The sequence below is a fragment of the Chamaesiphon minutus PCC 6605 genome (genome assembly GCF_000317145.1).
GTDB lineage: Bacteria > Cyanobacteriota > Cyanobacteriia > Cyanobacteriales > Chamaesiphonaceae > Chamaesiphon > Chamaesiphon minutus.
This window is the reverse complement of sequence record NC_019697.1, coordinates 2,859,147-2,876,677: the sequence shown is the minus strand read 5'-3', so window position 1 is coordinate 2,876,677 and position 17,531 is coordinate 2,859,147. Positions and strand designations below refer to the sequence as shown.

The window sequence follows — 17,531 nt, the reverse complement described above, 5'->3', positions numbered from 1 at the left end:
ATCCACTATCCACTATCCACTGCATCCCGAGGCTTTCACGCCGCTTCAGCAGCGATCGCAGATGTGAGTAAGATAAGATCGGCACACAGACATCTATCATATTCCCAGACAAAGCCCATGGACAGAATTTTAGAGCCAGAAGTCATGGATACCTGGCAAGAGGCAACAGCCTATGACGCCATGGATTTTACAGCAGTAAATACGGCATTTGCGACAGATGCGATCGCGTTAGATCCAGACGCCGTGAAAGTTTTGGATCTCGGTACGGGAACAGCGCGCATTCCAATTCTCATGTGCCAACAACGTCCCCAATATTTATTTACAGCCATAGACTTGGCACAATCGATGCTGATTATCGGTCACAGAAATGTAGAGGAGGCTAAACTAACTCAACGGATTAGATTGGAACGAGTGGATTCTAAACGGATGCCATATCCAGATCTAGAGTTCGATCTGGTAATTTCTAATAGTTTAGTCCATCATCTCCCCGAACCATTATCCTTTTTTCAGGAGATTAAACGCTTAATTAAACCAGATGGTGCAATTTTAATTCGCGATCTGATTAGACCAGAAAACGATCGAATTGTCAACGAGTTAGTTGCTAAATTTGGTGGGGACTATGACGATCGCCAACAGCAATTATTCCAGGATTCGCTCAAGGCAGCTCTGACCCTAACTGAAGTCCAGGAACTGATCGATCGAGCCGGATTGGTACAAGTAAAGTTAGCTCAAACATCCGAGCTACATTGGACGATAACACGTCAGAAAAATATAATCGATCGCATTTGAGGTAATATGATAAATCGCCAGCTATGTTTGGAGGTTGTCGGGCGCGATCATTTTTGAAATGGAGGAAAAAAGAGCCGGAACGAAGCACGGGGAAGATGTCGTACATTAAATGATAATGGCTTAGATCTCAATGTTAAATCGAAAATTTTGGTTTGGATTATTTATTGTTGTCGGACTAATATTGTCCTTAAATATACCGACGATCTCGCTCGCACGATCGGTACCTGCTAAAGGAATTAGAGAAATTCGGGGTGTCTGGATTACAAATGTCGATAGCGACGTATTATTTACACGCGATCGATTAGCCACAGCTATGAAAGATTTACGCCAACTAAACTTTAATACCATCTATCCAGTTGTTTGGAATTGGGGCTATACTATTTATCCCAGTAAGGTGGCCAAGCGCGTAGTTGGGAGTAGCTTCATGCCCAAAAAATCGGCAGGAATATTAATCGGCAGAACACTCACTAAATCCGAAGGATTAGAAGGACGCGACGTACTTAAAGAACTAGTAAATCGCGGACACAAACAAGGATTAGCCGTGATTCCCTGGTTTGAATTTGGATTTATGGCACCAGCGACTAGCGATCCGGCTGGCTCCGATCTCGCTAAACTTCACCCTGATTGGCTGACCCAAAAACAGGATGGCGGCACGATCTGGAAAGAAGGTAAAGATCCGCGCGTCTGGCTCAATCCCTTCAAACCAGAAGTCAAAAAATTCATCATCGATCTAGTCGTCGAAGTAGCTCGGAAATATGACGTCGATGGTATTCAATTTGACGATCACTTTGGCTTACCCTCTGAATTTGGCTACGATAAATTTACGGTCGATTTATATAAAAAAGAACATCAAGGTAAACTACCACCGACAGATCCAAAAAATGAAGAGTGGATTAACTGGCGCGCCGATAAAATCACACTATTGATGAAAGATCTATTTTTAGCAATCAAGGCAGTAAAACCCAAAGCGATCGTTTCAATCTCACCCAACCCTCAAACCTTTGCCAAAAGTTTTTTCTTGCAAGATTGGGCAACCTGGGAACGCAAAGGCTATGTTGAAGAACTCTTAATTCAACTCTATCGAGATAAGTTGGAAACATTTATCGGCGAAATGCAAAAACCCGAAGTCAAACTCGCCAGCCAACATATTCCTGTCGGTATCGGTATTTTAACGGGAGTCAAACCCAAGCCCATCCCGATGAAACAAATCCAAACCCAAATTGCCGCAGTTCGCAAAGAAGGTTTAGCAGGCGTATCCTTCTTCTTCTATGAAACTCTATGGAAATTAACAAACGAACCAGCAGCAGCCCGTAAAGAAGGATTCAAACAAGTATTCACCCAGTCAGTTGCTAGATCTACGATAATAAAGTAAGGGCTGGGGATGAGGTATTAGGCTTTAGGCTTTAGGCTTTAGGCTTTAGGTATTTTTAAATACCACTAGCACCGACAACCTCATCCTGTAAATCCTCATATCCTTAAATCCTGATATGGCTTTAGGTGTTTTTAAATACCACTAGCACCGACAACCTCATCCTGTAAATCCTCATATCCTTAAATCCTGATATGGAATTGCCTGAATTAGACTCCGAAACGATCGATCGAGTCCTCGAAATGGCCTGGGAAGATCGCACTACATTTGAATCGATCGAATTGCAATTTGGCCTCACCGAACCCCAAGTCATTGCCCTGATGCGCCGCGAAATGAAAGCCTCCAGCTTCCGGATGTGGCGCGAACGCGTCACTGGACGCTCTACCAAACACGCCACCCGCCGCGACTTCGTAGCCGGACGATTTAAGTCACAAAATCAGAAAGGGTAGGTTTAGTTGATAGTTGATAGTTGATAGTTGATAGTTGATGGTCGATATCCTCATAGATTTTTAGGGGCAGTGCTTCACTCGTGCCGTTCGCGACGCGTCGCCTTTGGCGATACGTAATCGAGGTATGCCTGCCCTCTATAAGTTAGGCTTCTCATTTAGGATTGCGATAGTCGGGAGTCGATGCTTAAGTTCCTATTAAAATTGGCACAGAGTTTATCTGCTTTCACTTAGAATTACATAGAAGTTATCTATACTAAGAATCTGCTGCCATTATTTAGCAATGAACGATCTCACTCAACAGGTCGAAGATCGTGCCCGTGAAATTGGCTTTCACGCCGTCGGTATTGCCGCCATCGACCCCAACACCACCCAAGCCGCTGCAACCCATCTTCAAGAGTGGTTATCCCTTGGCTATCAAGCAGATATGGCATGGATGTCCGATCCCCGTCGTCAAGACATCTACCGACTCATGCCCTCAGCCCAAACAGTCATCGCTCTCGCCCTCAATTACTATACCCCCCACCAACGTCCAGATGGCCCTACCTATGCCAAAATCGCTCGTTATGCCTGGGGACGCGACTATCACAAAGTATTAGAAAAAAAACTCAAACAACTCACAAATTGGCTGATCGATTCGATCGACAATGTCGAGGCACGTTATTACGTCGATACTGGGCCGATTCAAGATAAATTCTGGGCGCAAGCCGCAGGTATCGGTTGGATTGGCAAAAACGGTAACGTCATCAATCGTCAACATGGTTCGTGGATATTTTTAGGCGAGATTGTCACTAATATCCCACTCATTCCTAGCGATCCCCACACTCAACACTGCGGCACATGTACGCGGTGCATTTCGGCTTGCCCGACAGGGGCAATTACCCAACCTTTTGTTGTCGATGCCAATCGATGTATTGCTTATCATACGATCGAAAATCGTGCCGAAACTTTACCCCCAGAAATCGCGAATAATCTCCAAGGATGGGTGGCAGGTTGTGACATTTGTCAAGATGTTTGTCCGTGGAATCAGAAATTTGCCCAGCCTACAGATGTAGCAGATTTTCAACCTTATCCCCGTAATCTCGATCGCACATTAACCGAACTAGGATCGCTTACAGATGAGTCGTGGGATCGCAGCTTTAGAGCCTCAGCGTTGCGTAGAATTAAACCAGCAATGTGGCGGCGCAATGCAATCGCAAATCTTCATAATTGGGGATCGCAATCGAACGTCAATTAGATTACAATTTTAAAACTGGCATCGGCTTCTCATACATGCGCAACAATTCTAAACTAATCATTTTTGATTTTGATGGTACCTTAGCCGATACGCTAGGTGCGTTGATGCGAATTAGCAATCGACTGGCACCAGAATTTGGCTACGCCCAAATCGATGAAGATCGGTTGGCTAGCCTCAAATATCTTAGCTCTTGGGAAATTATCAAACTTTCCAAAGTTGCCCTGTGGAAACTTCCCTTCCTGTTAAAGCGAGTTAAAGAAGAGTTTCCGGGCGAAGTTAGGAATGTGAGATTATTTCCAGGCGTGATCGAGCTATTAAATACTCTCAAACTTCAAGGCTATCGTTTAGGAATTGTTAGCTCCAATGCTGAGGCAAATATTCGATCGCTATTGAGCCAAAATCACATCGAACATCTCTTTGATTTTGTCAATAGTGCTTCTACTTTTGGCAAAGGCAAAGCAATTAGCAAGCTAATGAAGCAATATCATTGCACCAAATCTGACGTCATCTATATTGGCGACGAGATTCGCGATATTCAAGCAGCTCGATCGATCGAGATCCGCGTTGTCGCTGTTGGCTGGGGCTTTAATGCACCCACTGCTCTGATGGACAGACAGCCAGATTTGCTGATTACCAAACCGCTAGCATTAATCAATGCTCTGGCACGGTTTTATCCTACGCCACCAACTCATTTAGCCTGTTTATAAATTAATCGATCGTTGTGGATGCGCGCACGCCTTTGTTCCCCGACGGGTTAGTTACGATCGTAGAACTTTGGGTACCCACAAGGGGCACCCCTACAGATAACTTGTAGGGGTGCCCCTTGTGGGTACCCTTCTTAACTAGGCACCAGCAGAAGTCCCATGCACCATCGTTAATAATGTTGTGGGTGCCCTTCTTAACTAAGCACCACCAACCCCATGCACCATCGTTAATAATGCGCCCATCTGTTCGCGTCCATCGATCGCCAAATCGCTAGTACAGAGATAGAGTCGATCGGTCACTCGATGGAGTAAATCGCGTAAGATCCGCTCTAGGCGAAGTTCGTTGCTAGATTGAGTGTCGGCTTCCGTCCAGACTTTACCCGATCGAGACTCTAGCAGCAGATTTGCACCGTAGAGCGTCGCTGCGCCACCTTCTGCCCAGAGGGGCGATCCGACATCCAACCAAAAATGATAGGGATGCGATCGCTTGCTAGCGCGGTATTGGAAGATATTTGAAAGTGTGACGGCGCGATCTTGGGGTTGGAGGGGACTGACGGGATAAGGATTGGCACTAATCGTCCCCTGGCGTAGCAGCACGATAAATCGCCCAGTTATCTGATGTGTCGATTCGAGATATTCCGCCGTGCTATGGGTACGTTCGGCGACTTGCCAATAGTGCTGTGCGGTTTCCATTAGTTCCCGCAAGGCTGACAGGCGATCGAATGGTAAATAGCTACCCTGCTGGAAAAAATAACCGATCGCTTCATTTAATAAATGTAGCGGCGATGGTGGGTGCTGTTGCATTCGCTCTACCCACAGCCGAATTCGCTCGTAAGCTTTGGTAGCACTCGCCCCCAGTCGATCCCAACGGGGAAAATTAGTATAGGGTAACAGGCGCGGCTGCGAGAGGGAGGGTGCGTAGCAATAATCAGCGAGTAAGCCCGCCCGCACCGGATCGATTTCGGCGATCATCGGCGTCTGCGGCGGATAAATCGGGCTGAGCGTAACTAACAGATCGGCGACTTCATCGCGACTGGTAAGCTGTCCTAAATTGGGATAAATTAAGGCCATTAACGTCAGTAAGGCGCGCACGCCCGGATCGCTAGTTAATGCTAATTGCGCGTTGAGGGACGCGATCGGTAGCTTCTCCCGTGCGAAGATATCGGTAATCGTCGCTCGCGAAATCGCATCCAAACCGGGTGCGATCAGGGCAATCTCGCCTGGGGCGACTTTACCACTATTAATTAATTCGATCGCCTTTTCTGCCGTCCGTTTGAGCATTTCGCCGCGCGTGCGAGTTTCGATCGACTTAATACTCTTCGGGAGACTAGCTATATTCCCTGGATTCAGGACGGCGCGGACGATCGCATCGATACTAGCAGCATGACGATCGGCGAATAATGGTGTGGGCATGGAATCTAAATAGACGATCGAGTCAATCCCAGTACACCGAGACTTTACACCTAATAAACAGTCCGGATCGGCACTCAATCCTAACCTTACCATCCCGTCAGGATTGTAACTAAACGCTCCCCACACGCCACTATCGAGTAAAAATTCACAAATCTGTCGCCCGACTGCTGGATAATCATCCACATCATCGGCGAGTACCGTCCAATATCGATCGCGTAACTGTCGCTGATACTTGGGATGCGGTAACAAATGCCGCCAATATAACTCCGTCATGATGCCATAAGTCAGCAACCCCCGATCGAGACACCAATCTCGCCACTCGGCAGCTAACGACTCCACACAGGCATATATTTCCCCATCCTCACTAGCTCCAAACCCCTGCGTGAGGATTTCTGGTAAAGATTCTAACGGCGTACAACTATAAGCCGCCAATTGCAGTAAGTCCAAGATTCTCCGCACAAATCGGTACTCCGAAGGAGCAATTTCGCGCCAATTTAGCCGTTCTAGTGCGGGTTGCCACAATTTAGTCGCCAATTCTTGCTCCGTCTCTGGACGCAATCTCAAGGGGAAGTGGGCGGGTAACTTTAATTTCTGAATCAGGAGGGGATAAAATAGTAAGACCTCATCCTGAATGAAGCCGATCGTCGTTTTCGCTGAAATTGGATACTTACCTTGGGTTTTGGCCGCCAATCGTTGGCCAAAGTCTCTTTTGCTGTCATCATTGCCAGCCAATACTAAAATTTTACGCTCTTGGTTTGAATGTTTACCCAGAACAATTCGCTCCTCCAACCACTGACAAAATTGAGAAACCAGTGCCTCTGTCTTGCCGCTGCGCGTTCCACCCTCAATCCAAATTGCTCTACCCAACACCCATTTAGCTCCTTATCAACTTTTCGATTAAAATCCTGACGATTGTGGATTGCGGATTGGGGATTGCGGATTTTGAATTTTGGATTGAAATTCTCCAGTCTCCCCGTCTCCCCGTCCCCCCGTCCCCCAGTCTCCCCGTCCCCCCGTCCCCCAGTCTCCCCGTCCCCCCGTCCCCCCGTCCCCCTCTCTCCCCATGGACAGCTTTCTAGTCAAGAACTTCGGTCAATACTGGGTACGTGCAAATCAGTGGTTTTATCGTACAGCCGATCGAGCATTGGATGAAGCCTACAAAGCCGCTTTGAAAATTAAAGCGATCGAAGACGAACATTTTGGCGGCCAACCGATTGTAATTCCCGCCGAGTATAACAAAAATCAAGTTGCTACTTATTTTCAGAACGACCTTAATAAGTATCTCAACATTGTCCGGATTCGACTAGCCGAGTTTCAAGCCAGCCGGACACTCACTGGAAATAACTATCCCCAATCGCGCGAGCGTCAACAATTCGATCGACGAGAAGGCAACGATCTCAATCCCTATACTCAGGATATCGAATATGAAGCGCGCATCCTCGAAAAACTCAGCTTTATCGATGAAATCTTGAATCGGTATGCGGAGCGTAATATCGATCCACTCAGATCGAGCCTCGGGGAACGCGCGATCGATTTTATCGCCCCACCAGAGCCACCAGAACCACCCAGCTCCCTATCGATCGCAAAAACGGCATCTGGGAGACAGAATCGCAGAGCAGCCAATCTGACTCCACCCAATCCTACACCCAGTCTTCGCCAGTCTAATCGTATGTCCAACCGACTCGAACGATCGAACGAAAACGTCAATAATGACAAAAAAGCGGTGATCGATATCTCGCTGATCAATACCTTTCGGCGCATTCAGCAAGATCTCAATCCCAACGCTGACGTTCAAGTGCTCGAAAACTATCGCTTCAGCCAGAGCAAAACTAGAACGTCACTGCGATTTCTGCTGATGCTGATTTTAGTGCCCCTACTGATGCAATATATCTCCAAGATCGTTGTCGTTGGCCCTGTCGTCGAAGTCTATCGCACCTATCGACATGCAGATGTGTTCTTGAATGTCAACCTCGAAAACGAAGCATATGAAGAGATCGAGACATTTGAAAAGCGCATCAAATTTCAGCAACTGGTCGGATTGGCACCCAAACTCACCACCGAGCAGTTAGAGGAGCAAGTCAAGCAAAAAGCCGAGGAAGTCAAGTTAAGCTTCTACCGCAAAAGTGCCGATGCAGTCAAAAATTGGTTTGCAGACATCCTCGCCGTCATCGCCTTCGCCTGGTTGATTACTCATAGCAAACAACAAATCGAGATCCTCAAATCATTTTTCGGCGATCTGATTTATGGACTTAGCGATACCGCCAAAGCCTTTATCATCATCCTGCTCACCGATACCTTCGTCGGCTTTCACTCGCCACATGGCTGGGAAATCATCCTCGAAGGTACCGCCAGACATCTGGGTATTGCCGAAAACAACGGCTTCAACTCATTATTTATCGCCACCTTCCCCGTATTGATGGATACTGTCTTCAAGTACTGGATCTTCCGCTACCTCACCGGACAGTCGCCGTCTTCGGTCGCTACCTACAAGTCAATGAACGAGTAACAGCGCACTTGACAAGCTATCGATCGTATATCCTCAACCTCATCCAAGAAGTTGGGGATATTACATTTTAAGGCATAATCGTAATTGCGATCGCGATCGCTAAAACTAAGTGATAAATATTCGACTGGCAAGGGGTCAACAGTAGAGCCAGCCAGATATTTATCTTTTTTCTGAATTAATTTAGGTAGCGATTTCCGCACAGCTAAAGGGTTTGAGAGGAGGATAACCGTCACTTGCCAAGATATTTAAAAAAAAGTTGGTTAGGGGTGATAGGTAACTTGAAAGAAGTGGGTAAGCTGAGGACACGAAGCAAAGAAAAAACACCCCCAACCTTACAGGAAACAATTAAAATGAGAACCGAACTAAAAGCTAAATTCATCCAACACCTCAACAACCGCAAACAATCCGAAAAAGGTTTCACTCTCGTTGAATTGTTAGTTGTAATTATCATCATCGGTATTTTGGCTGCGATCGCATTACCTAACTTCCTCAACCAAACTTCCAAAGCGAAGCAATCCGAAGCTAAACAGAACGTCGCTCTGGTTAACAAAACTCAAAACGCTTTCCGCGCTGAAAATCAATCTTTTGCCAGTACTTTTAATATCTTAGCCATCGGTAGCGTTACCGACACTGTAGCTCCTGGTAGTGGTACGAGTGCTAACTATAGTTACACTATGGGTCAGAGTGCTGCTACCGACTCTGCAGTGGCAATTGCTGTTGCTAGAGATGGTGGTCTCAAAGGTTATAACGGTGGCATTACTCGTTTTGTAAATGCTGCTGGTCAAAACGTAACTGGTACTATTCTGTGCGAAGCTACTGGTGCTAGTACTGTCGCTCCCGTTGCCGTCACTTTTGCAGCTGGTGTCGCACCTCTCTGTGGATCGTCTACTGGTGTTGGTGGCGTGACTACTATCAGTATCTAGATTTCCCATCTTAACTTGTGGATCGCCAAGTCTGTCATTGCTTATATTTTACTGCTTACTGATGTAACGATCTCGATGACAACGGTAGGCATAGAGCCTACCGTTTGTTTTTGGTTATTGGTACTGGCTGACATGTCGATCCTGTCGGTGCTATTTTGCCAATGAAAATCACACCAAGATTTAAATCCATCCCCTATCCAAACTATCGCGAGAACGCAGCAGGTTTTAACTCGATCGAACTCTTAGCTGCGCCCTATTTTACTGGCGGACACCCAAAATGAGAACCGAACTCCAAGCTAAATTCATCCAACACCTCAACACTCGCAAAGATAGCGAAAAAGGTTTCACGCTTGTTGAATTACTCGTAGTTATCATCATCATCGGGATCTTGGCAGCAATCGCTTTGCCGCACTTTCTCAATCAGACAGCCAAAGCAAAGCAATCTGAAGCCAAGCAAAATATGGGTGTGGTTAATAAAAGTCAAAATGCTTACCGTCAAGAAAATCAGAGTTTTGCCAGTACCTTCAATATATTAGCGATCGGCAGTGTCACAGATGGTGCGGCGGCTGGGACTGGCACAACCGTTAACTATGCTTACACGATCGTTGCCACCCCTACTAACGATACTGCCAATGTCGTTGCTACAGCTAGAGATGGCGGTCTAAAAGGCTATACGGCAGCGATTACTCGCTATACCAATGCTGCAGGATTCAACGTACACGGTAGTGTCTTGTGCGAGGCAACTGCTGCGGGTACGGTTTCGCCAACCGCGCCAACCGCTCCGGCTGGGAGCATTCCTACTTGCGGCACCAACACCACACAAATTAGTCTCTAAGATCCCCACATATTCAAACATCTTAATCATAACTAGGAACCCAAAATGAGAACCGAACTCCAAGCTAAATTCATCCAACACCTCAACAACCGCAAAAAATCCGATAAAGGTTTCACTCTCGTCGAACTCTTAGTTGTAATCATCATCATCGGTATTTTGGCTGCGATCGCATTACCTAACTTCCTCAACCAAACTTCCAAAGCGAAGCAATCCGAAGCTAAACAGAACGTCGCTCTGGTTAACAAAACTCAAAACGCTTTCCGCGCTGAAAATCAATCTTTTGCCAGTACTTTTAATATCTTAGCCATCGGTAGCGTTACCGACACTGTAGCTCCTGGTAGTGGTACGAGTGCTAACTATAGTTACACTATGGGTCAGAGTGCTGCTACCGACTCTGCAGTGGCAATTGCTGTTGCTAGAGATGGTGGTCTCAAAGCCTATAACGGTGGCATTACTCGTTTTGTGAATGGTGCTGGTCAAAACGTAACTGGTACTATTCTGTGCGAAGCTACTGCTGCTAGTACTGTCGCTCCCGTTGCCGTCACTTTTGCAGCTGGTGTCAGACCTGTCTGTGGCGCGTCTACTGGTGTTGGTGGCGTGACTACTATCAGTATCTAAATTCCCCATCTTAACTTGTGGATCGCCAAGTCTGCCATTGCTTCTATTTTACTGCTTGCTGATGTGACGATCTCGATAGTAACGTTAGGCTCTATGCCTGCTGTTGTTGTCGTGCTAAGGGGCTTGCGTGAAAATAACCTACCACGATCCGGTTTCGACTTCGCTCAACCTCCGAGGGTTGAGCGAAGTCGTTGGCGTAGCCTTTGTCTTATCACAACGCTGGAGGAAACCTCCAGCTCGTGGTCCGCTCCGCAAGGAGAAAACCCGTTTGACTGGTAATTAATTCATTAAATTGCAAGTCTCTAATGATAATCGAACTTAAAAGACTCGGTAAATTTACGGTGCAATGACTAGATTGACAGATAATTGTTGGGTAATTACCTCGATTCGGTCTATGTTGACAACTAGCTATATTTAGGAAGGATCTCTTCTTTAATCTAATGTCGATCTAATGCAGGTAATCGCATCTACACTTTCACCATCATCGATCTCTTCACCCGATCGAGCAATCGAATTTTATGAGACTGAAATCGCTAACGATGAGACAATAGCAAGCAATTATTGGCAGCTAGGAGTTGCTTATTTATTAGCAGGTCGAGAGGATGATGCCCACGTAGCCTGGTTTACACCAATCTCCACAGCAACCGCAGATAGTATTGACGATTTGAATGCCGAGCTGATTGCTGTTTTAGATCGCGAAGCTCGATATCAAGTAGAAATATCTGCACCAGAAAAAGCCTGGTTGCTACGCCAGCACATTCAGATATTAGCACCCAATCTTGTTGAAAATATTTTTGAGGCAATTTATTTAGCCTATCTCACTGAAAATTTAACTCCAGATTTGCTGATTGAATGGCAAGTATTAGAACTAATTAAAAAAGTCGAGCCTGCTAGTATCGATGACGATCTACTTGCCAATGTATTAAAGTCGTTTACGATCGTGCGGACGGATTTAGGTCTAAAGGCGATCGAGGCGTGCTTGCCGCTGACTGGCTCCAAGCGCGAAGCAATAGTGGCAATGTTGGTGGTAATAGGACAGGGGCTTTTCGATCGTCTATATCTCGGTCCTTTTGTAGTTGCATTATTGGAAATATGCAATCGAGTTGTTCCAGATAATTTAATAGTACTGCGACTATCAACCTACGTTCATACTAAAATAGGCAAGTATACTATAGCAATAGCATTTGCTGAAGAATATTGTCGTTTAGCATCGAATACGATCGACAAATTATTTGGTAATTATATAGCTCAAGATGCTTATTTTGGTGCGGGAGATTGGCAAGCTGCTAAAGTTAAATCCGATCTTTATTGTGAATTAATCGAGAGGGCAATTGAATCAGATTCTCTTAATTTAAATCGAGATCGAGCTAGTCATTTAATATTATCATCCTTTTTCTTGCCTTACATAGCAGATAATCCTCGTGATAACAAGAATTTACAAAACAAAATAGCTACTATTTATCAACAAAATATTCAACTAACTCCTAGCAATATCCAAGTTGATAAATCATCAATACCAAAGAAAACCGGATGTCTGAGAATTGGCTATATTGCTTCTACTTTCAGACAACATTCAGTTGGCTGGCTGAGTCGTTGGCTGATGCACCATCACGACCGAGAGTCTTTTCAAGTATTTATTTATTGTGTAAATACCGATCCAGATAATTCTTTCAATCATCAATGGTTTCGACATAAGGGCGATTGTATTTCATACTTTGGCTATGACTATCAAGATATTGTCGCCCAAATTCGAGCAGACGAAATCGATATTCTGATCGAGTTGGATAGTATAACTTTTGATACGACCTGTATGGTAATGACCGAGAAGCCAGCACCAATTCAGGTGTCGTGGTTGGGTTGGGATGCTAGCGGTCTACCAGCGATCGACTATTTTATTGCCGATCCTTATGTATTGCCCGACGAGGCTCAAGAATATTATCAAGAAAAAATTTGGCGGCTACCACAAACATATTTGGCAGTAGATGGATTTGAAATTGGTACTCCCGATTTGCGGCGGCAGGATTTAGATATTCCTGATGATGCAGTGATTTATTTCAGCGGACAATCTGGTTATAAAAGAAATCCTAACTGCATCAGAGCGCAGATGGAGATCGTCAAGTCTGTACCTAATAGTTACTTTTTAATTAAAGGTAGCAGCGATCCAGAAATTATTAAGAATCTGTTCGGTAACCTAGCAGCAGAAGTGGGTATTAGTTTCGATCGCTTGAAATTTATCGATCGAGTGGAGGATGAACCTACCCATCGAGCTAACTTAGCAATTGCCGACATCGTGCTCGATACTTTCCCCTACAATGGTGCCACTACAACACTAGAAACCCTGTGGATGGGTATCCCCATGGTAACTCAGGTCGGCAAACAGTTTTCAGCACGTAATAGTTATACATTTATGCTCAATGCAGGAATTGAGGAAGGTATTGCCTGGAGTCAGCAGGAATATATCGAGTGGGGAATTAAATTAGGACTCGATCCCAAGCTTCGTATGGAAATCCGCGAAAAATTGCGTGCGGGACGACAAACCGCACCAGTTTGGGATGCCCAGCAATTTACCCGCGACATGGAGCAAGCTTATTGCCAAATGTGGGCAAAATATCAAGCAGAAAACAATTCTAAAACTAGCGATCGATCCGAGAATAACTAAATAATCATGCAGGCTCTACATCTACAACCAACACTCCCAGATCGACCATTCGATCGAGACTCTCTAGAACGCACGATCGAGTATTATGAGGCGATAATCGATCGAGGCGACGAATCTAGCCACAATTATTGGCATTTGGGACTAGCTTATTTACTTCAGCAGCGCGAAGTTGATGCTCAAGCTACTTGGTTCGTTCCGTTTGAGAGTGCTGATGACATAGCAGCAGAAACTCTAAATAATGAACTTTGTACCTTGCTCGATCGAGTTGCTAGTGAGAAATTATCAGAAAATTGTCTCGATGATGCTTGGCTGATATGTCAGTATTTACGGGAAATCAACTTTGCACATGTTAATAACTTACTGCGAGCGGTATTACTAGAAATTAAAACCGAGAGATTTACTCCAGAACTCTTGACCGAGCTGCAAGCAGAGGAAATATTAGCTAACTCAGTAGAACCTAATATCGATCGCTCGATTTTAATAAGTTTGCTCGATGTAATATTATCATTCTCTTCACCCTTAGTATCTCAATTAGTTCGTCAATGCTTATCTCTTCGTTCGGATTGTCAAGATGATGCGATTGTCACTATTGTCAACACAGTTTTAAGATTAGATCGTCATTTGCATGGCGATTCATTTTTGATAGAAATATTAGATGTCTGCCTAGAATATGCTCCAAAAAATATTAATATTCTTAACACTCAGTCCAGATTGTATTGTAACTCCCGTCAATATCAGACAGCAATCGAAATCGGTAACACAGCTTACGAATATTGTCAAAATATACGCGATAAAATAGTTACTAACAATCATATCATCAGAGCAATGTTAAGTTCTGGGAACTGGTTGAATGCTGACGCGCTGTTAACAAGATATTACCAACTGCTTGAAGAACTTGCAGCTCAAGAAAATTTAGATTTATCGATAAATAATGACAACCTCTTGATGGTGGCTTCAGTATTTTTAGCATGTATTGCCGATCGACCAGAACATTTCCGGCAGCTCCAAAATAAAATTGCTAGCAAGCATGTACCCTCGCAACCACAAATAATAAGTAGTGCAGCGGAGCCAGTCGAGCTGAAAAAAGAAACAGGAGTTATCAGGATTGGCTATCTAGCCTCTACTTTTAGAAGTCATTCAGTTGGGTGGTTGTGTCGGTGGCTATTTCAGTATCACGATCGACAGAATTTTCAAATTTTTACTTATGGTATCAATCAAGACCCTGATGACTCGTTCTATCAGCAGTGGTTTAGAAAGACATCGCATGTTTCGTATTGCTTTAGCGATAAGCCTGATGAAATTATAGCTCAAATTAAAGCGGATGAGATTGATATTCTCATCGATCTCGATAGTCTGACATTAAGTTTGACAACAAGAATTCTAGCTGCCAAGCCTGCACCAGTTCAAGTAAGTTGGTTGGGTTGGGATGCTACTGGCTTGCCGACTGTCGATTATTTTATTGCGGATAATTATGTGCTACCAGACAATGCACAAGAATATTATCAGGAGAAAATTTGGCGATTGCCCCATAGTTACTTAGCAGTTAAGGGTTTTGAAATAGGCACGCCAACTTTAAAACGCAGGGACTTAAATATTCCCGATGATGCCATAATTTATTGGAGCGGACAAGTCGGTCACAAACGTCATCCCGATACGGTAAGATTGCAGCTAAGGATCTTAAAATCTGTACCGAACAGTTATTTCCTGATTAAAGGCGATACCGATCCTGATATCATTCGCGAATTTTTTGGTAAAATCGCTGCCGAAGAAGGCGTAGAATTCGATCGCCTGAGATTTTTAGGTAACGTTCCTGACGAATATACTCACCGCGCTAATTTAGGAATCGCAGATGTCGCTCTCGATACTTACCCCTATAATGGGGCTACCACCACTTTAGAAATTCTGTGGATGGGCATTCCACTCGTTACTCGTGTAGGTCAGCAATTTATCGCTCGCAATAGTTATACTTTCATGCTCAATGCGGGGATTGAGGAAGGTATTGCTTGGAATGCGGAGGAATATGTCGAGTGGGGGATAAAATTGGGACTCGATCGTGAGTTAAGATTGGAAATCCGCGAAAAGTTACGCGTCGGACGCACTACTGCGCCTGTCTGGAATGCCAAACAATTTACGCTAGATATGGAGCAAGCTTATCGAGACATGTGGGCGAAATATCAATCGCAGCAGCAAGATCGACAGATCGAAGATTACTCGCAAAACTAGCGCATTGACAATAGATAGCAAGTATCAATAATCGCTGTCAGATACACAGATACCCTTACATTTGATGCCATTACTAGCAGTTCGCAGGCAATGAGGACAGAGGATTGGCTCTGCTGGTTGGGGTTCGGTGCGGTTCTCATCCCGATTGCTAACCGAGTCCTGCCGATCCTGGGAAGTAGTTGGGAGATCGGGATCGATGGGCGATGTCATAAAATTAGAGGCTGGGAGGATACGCTATGGTACTAGTTCAACCATAGCGGATCTGACGAAGCTAATCTACTTCAGCGGCAATTACTGCTTTGACGGCATCTTTGGCTGAGGTTTGAAATTCGCGGACATTTACTCTGTCGAGTAGCTTGACGGCGATAATCATGGCTAGAGCTTGGAGGCAAAATACAAAGCCATAGGCCAAGACGATATCTGTAAACAGTGACTTGCCAATATCTAAAGCTGCACCCCCAAAAATTGTCGCAAACCCTTTGGCTAATGCTTGCGATAAGCCCCAAGCACCGATGAATGTGCCTGCTGTCTCTGGGACTGTGAGATCTAACATTAGTGTAATTGCCCCGGTGGTAACCAATCCGGAACAGATCCCAAATAATAATAGAGCCAGTTGTAGAAATACTGGATTATGAGTAAAACCAGAGACAATTACCCACAGCATCGACGCAGCAACTAACATACACCCCAATCGCGCTGTCTTTTGCTTGCCCATTTTCGGCACGAACCAAAATCCGGCGGCAGTTAAGCCGAGTAATGTGCCTGTACCCCAAAAAGCGTTTAGCGTAGCTGTTTTGCCAACGGGGAGCGCGAAGACGTCACCGCCATAAGTTTCGAGGATCGGATCTTGAATGAATAATCCCATCGTCATGACGACGAGGAAGGTAAAAAATACCTGAGTTTGGCGGCTGGCAGTGAGGATACCTAAAGCGCGTCCTAGCGATAAATGAGAGCCTTCGATCGGTTTTTCTACCCGACTGGCAAAGCGCGAATATTTACGTTCGACGCCCCAAGTAGCGAAAAAAGTCAAGAGGACGACGATCGCGGGGATAATGATAAACAAGCGATCGATCTGGGTTTGAACTTGCGCGATCGTGGCATTAATTTCTAAGGATTTGAGTAATACGCCGATCGTAATCGCGCCGACGATCGTACCACCGATTAACATCGACCAGTCTACAGCGACGAGTCGCGATCGATCGTCTTCGTCGGTGATATCGACGAGCAGTGTGGCAAATGGTGTAGAGCACAGGCTCACAGATAGACCATAGAGGGCAAATATGAATCCTAATAACCCCGCCCAGCCATAAGTTGGTAACGCCCAGCCGACAGCCTTGAGACTCGCCCCCAGTTGCCACATTACCTGCACGGCAATCCAAGCATTGGTGACTAATCCAGCCGCTCCCAGCCAAATATAGCCAGTTCGATAATAACCGAATAATGGTTTGGTATCGGAGAGTTGTCCGAAAATAATTCTCGCTGGAGCGACAAACAATGTTAGAGCTAGAATCACCGTGGCGATCGTACTCGGTACGGCTAATTCTCTAATTAGCACCCGATTGAGTACGCCAAATACCATCACAGACATCATCCCCAAACCCATCTGAAAGAATCCCAGACGAATCATCGTCAGTAATCTGACTTTGGGGCGCGCTCGATCGTAACTATAACTTCGATTCAATTCTGGTCTAGATAAGTCGCCAGTAGTCATAAAGTTAAGTTTAAAATAATAGATCTAAGTGTGTCTAATGTAAACCAGATTTTCGATTGCGACCAATCTTCAGTTTATAAAAATTTATGTTCCATGGC

The 17,531-nt window shown here is 45.1% G+C and carries 16 protein-coding genes; 12 read left to right on the top strand and 4 right to left on the bottom strand.

Features of this window, described 5'->3' with window-relative positions; genetic code table 11:
- Positions 1-117: 117 nt before the first annotated feature.
- From CHA6605_RS13240 to CHA6605_RS13220, 5 genes are all read left to right on the top strand, one after another.
- Positions 118-789, top strand: coding sequence for a class I SAM-dependent methyltransferase (locus tag CHA6605_RS13240; protein WP_015159950.1), 672 nt, complete (start codon positions 118-120; stop codon positions 787-789).
- 130 nt (positions 790-919) lie between these two features.
- Positions 920-2,161: a glycoside hydrolase family 10-like protein gene (locus tag CHA6605_RS13235; protein ID WP_015159949.1), complete on the top strand. Its 1,242-nt coding sequence runs from the start codon at positions 920-922 to the stop codon at positions 2,159-2,161.
- A 191-nt stretch (positions 2,162-2,352) separates the two neighbouring features.
- The gene (locus CHA6605_RS13230) at positions 2,353-2,607 is read left to right on the top strand and encodes a TIGR03643 family protein (RefSeq protein ID WP_015159948.1); all 255 of its coding nucleotides are present in this window, start codon (positions 2,353-2,355) and stop codon (positions 2,605-2,607) included.
- Positions 2,608-2,887: 280 nt separating this feature from the next.
- On the top strand, positions 2,888-3,841 hold the full coding sequence (gene queG / locus CHA6605_RS13225) for a tRNA epoxyqueuosine(34) reductase QueG (protein WP_015159947.1): 954 nt from the start codon (positions 2,888-2,890) through the stop codon (positions 3,839-3,841).
- The gene (locus CHA6605_RS13220) at positions 3,814-4,548 is read left to right on the top strand and encodes an HAD-IA family hydrolase (protein ID WP_232432259.1); all 735 of its coding nucleotides are present in this window, start codon (positions 3,814-3,816) and stop codon (positions 4,546-4,548) included. The genes queG and CHA6605_RS13220 overlap by 28 nt, the downstream gene beginning before the upstream one ends.
- Before the next feature lie 195 nt (positions 4,549-4,743).
- Here CHA6605_RS13220 and CHA6605_RS13215 read toward each other — a convergent pair whose 3' ends face one another.
- Positions 4,744-6,828, bottom strand: coding sequence for a hypothetical protein (locus CHA6605_RS13215; RefSeq protein ID WP_015159945.1), 2,085 nt, complete (start codon positions 6,826-6,828; stop codon positions 4,744-4,746).
- A gap of 193 nt (positions 6,829-7,021) precedes the next feature.
- On the opposite strand from CHA6605_RS13215, the gene CHA6605_RS13205 reads away from it, so the two are divergent.
- Positions 7,022-8,464 (top strand): hypothetical protein, encoded by a 1,443-nt coding sequence (locus CHA6605_RS13205; protein WP_015159944.1) that lies wholly within the window; start codon positions 7,022-7,024, stop codon positions 8,462-8,464.
- On the opposite strand, the gene CHA6605_RS32960 is transcribed toward CHA6605_RS13205, so the two are convergent.
- Entirely contained in the window at positions 8,443-8,664 is a 222-nt protein-coding gene (locus CHA6605_RS32960; RefSeq protein ID WP_041548020.1) for a hypothetical protein, read from the bottom strand. The two genes, CHA6605_RS13205 and CHA6605_RS32960, sit on opposite strands and share 22 nt — an antisense overlap.
- Before the next feature lie 150 nt (positions 8,665-8,814).
- Here CHA6605_RS32960 and CHA6605_RS13195 point away from each other — a divergent pair, with 150 nt between their 5' ends.
- The 6 genes from CHA6605_RS13195 to CHA6605_RS13175 all read left to right on the top strand — a co-directional run bounded on the left by CHA6605_RS13195 (position 8,815) and on the right by CHA6605_RS13175 (position 15,722).
- On the top strand, positions 8,815-9,387 hold the full coding sequence (locus CHA6605_RS13195; RefSeq protein WP_015159942.1) for a type IV pilin-like G/H family protein: 573 nt from the start codon (positions 8,815-8,817) through the stop codon (positions 9,385-9,387).
- Positions 9,388-9,664: 277 nt separating this feature from the next.
- Positions 9,665-10,222 (top strand): type IV pilin-like G/H family protein, encoded by a 558-nt coding sequence (locus tag CHA6605_RS13190; RefSeq protein ID WP_015159941.1) that lies wholly within the window; start codon positions 9,665-9,667, stop codon positions 10,220-10,222.
- Positions 10,223-10,267: 45 nt separating this feature from the next.
- Positions 10,268-10,840, top strand: a complete 573-nt coding sequence (locus CHA6605_RS13185; protein WP_015159940.1) for a type IV pilin-like G/H family protein — start codon at positions 10,268-10,270, stop codon at positions 10,838-10,840.
- Between the two features lie 127 nt (positions 10,841-10,967).
- Complete coding sequence (locus tag CHA6605_RS34140; RefSeq protein ID WP_157259983.1) at positions 10,968-11,123, top strand: hypothetical protein; 156 nt, start codon at positions 10,968-10,970, stop codon at positions 11,121-11,123.
- A 168-nt stretch (positions 11,124-11,291) separates the two neighbouring features.
- A complete protein-coding gene (locus CHA6605_RS13180; protein ID WP_015159939.1) occupies positions 11,292-13,499 on the top strand; it encodes an O-linked N-acetylglucosamine transferase, SPINDLY family protein in 2,208 nt (735 codons plus the stop codon).
- Positions 13,500-13,505: 6 nt separating this feature from the next.
- A complete protein-coding gene (locus tag CHA6605_RS13175) occupies positions 13,506-15,722 on the top strand; it encodes an O-linked N-acetylglucosamine transferase, SPINDLY family protein (protein WP_015159938.1) in 2,217 nt (738 codons plus the stop codon).
- 24 nt (positions 15,723-15,746) lie between these two features.
- On the opposite strand, the gene CHA6605_RS13170 is transcribed toward CHA6605_RS13175, so the two are convergent.
- Both CHA6605_RS13170 and CHA6605_RS13165 read right to left on the bottom strand, forming a co-directional pair.
- A complete protein-coding gene (locus CHA6605_RS13170) occupies positions 15,747-15,932 on the bottom strand; it encodes a hypothetical protein (RefSeq protein WP_015159937.1) in 186 nt (61 codons plus the stop codon).
- 61 nt (positions 15,933-15,993) lie between these two features.
- On the bottom strand, positions 15,994-17,433 hold the full coding sequence (locus CHA6605_RS13165) for a BCD family MFS transporter (protein ID WP_015159936.1): 1,440 nt from the start codon (positions 17,431-17,433) through the stop codon (positions 15,994-15,996).
- Between the last annotated feature and the right edge of the window lie 98 nt (positions 17,434-17,531).

What these genes read in the sequence shown, in the direction of transcription:
- CHA6605_RS13240 (WP_015159950.1), top strand. Translation starts at nt 118, where the DNA reads ATGGACAGAATTTTAGAGCCAGAAGTCATGGATACCTGGCAAGAGGCA.
- CHA6605_RS13235 (WP_015159949.1), top strand. Translation starts at nt 920, where the DNA reads ATGTTAAATCGAAAATTTTGGTTTGGATTATTTATTGTTGTCGGACTA.
- CHA6605_RS13230 (WP_015159948.1), top strand. Translation starts at nt 2,353, where the DNA reads ATGGAATTGCCTGAATTAGACTCCGAAACGATCGATCGAGTCCTCGAA.
- queG (WP_015159947.1), top strand. Translation starts at nt 2,888, where the DNA reads ATGAACGATCTCACTCAACAGGTCGAAGATCGTGCCCGTGAAATTGGC.
- CHA6605_RS13205 (WP_015159944.1), top strand. Translation starts at nt 7,022, where the DNA reads ATGGACAGCTTTCTAGTCAAGAACTTCGGTCAATACTGGGTACGTGCA.
- CHA6605_RS13195 (WP_015159942.1), top strand. Translation starts at nt 8,815, where the DNA reads ATGAGAACCGAACTAAAAGCTAAATTCATCCAACACCTCAACAACCGC.
- CHA6605_RS13190 (WP_015159941.1), top strand. Translation starts at nt 9,665, where the DNA reads ATGAGAACCGAACTCCAAGCTAAATTCATCCAACACCTCAACACTCGC.
- CHA6605_RS13185 (WP_015159940.1), top strand. Translation starts at nt 10,268, where the DNA reads ATGAGAACCGAACTCCAAGCTAAATTCATCCAACACCTCAACAACCGC.
- CHA6605_RS13180 (WP_015159939.1), top strand. Translation starts at nt 11,292, where the DNA reads ATGCAGGTAATCGCATCTACACTTTCACCATCATCGATCTCTTCACCC.
- CHA6605_RS13175 (WP_015159938.1), top strand. Translation starts at nt 13,506, where the DNA reads ATGCAGGCTCTACATCTACAACCAACACTCCCAGATCGACCATTCGAT.
- CHA6605_RS13170 (WP_015159937.1), bottom strand. Translation starts at nt 15,932, where the DNA reads ATGACATCGCCCATCGATCCCGATCTCCCAACTACTTCCCAGGATCGG.
- CHA6605_RS13165 (WP_015159936.1), bottom strand. Translation starts at nt 17,433, where the DNA reads ATGACTACTGGCGACTTATCTAGACCAGAATTGAATCGAAGTTATAGT.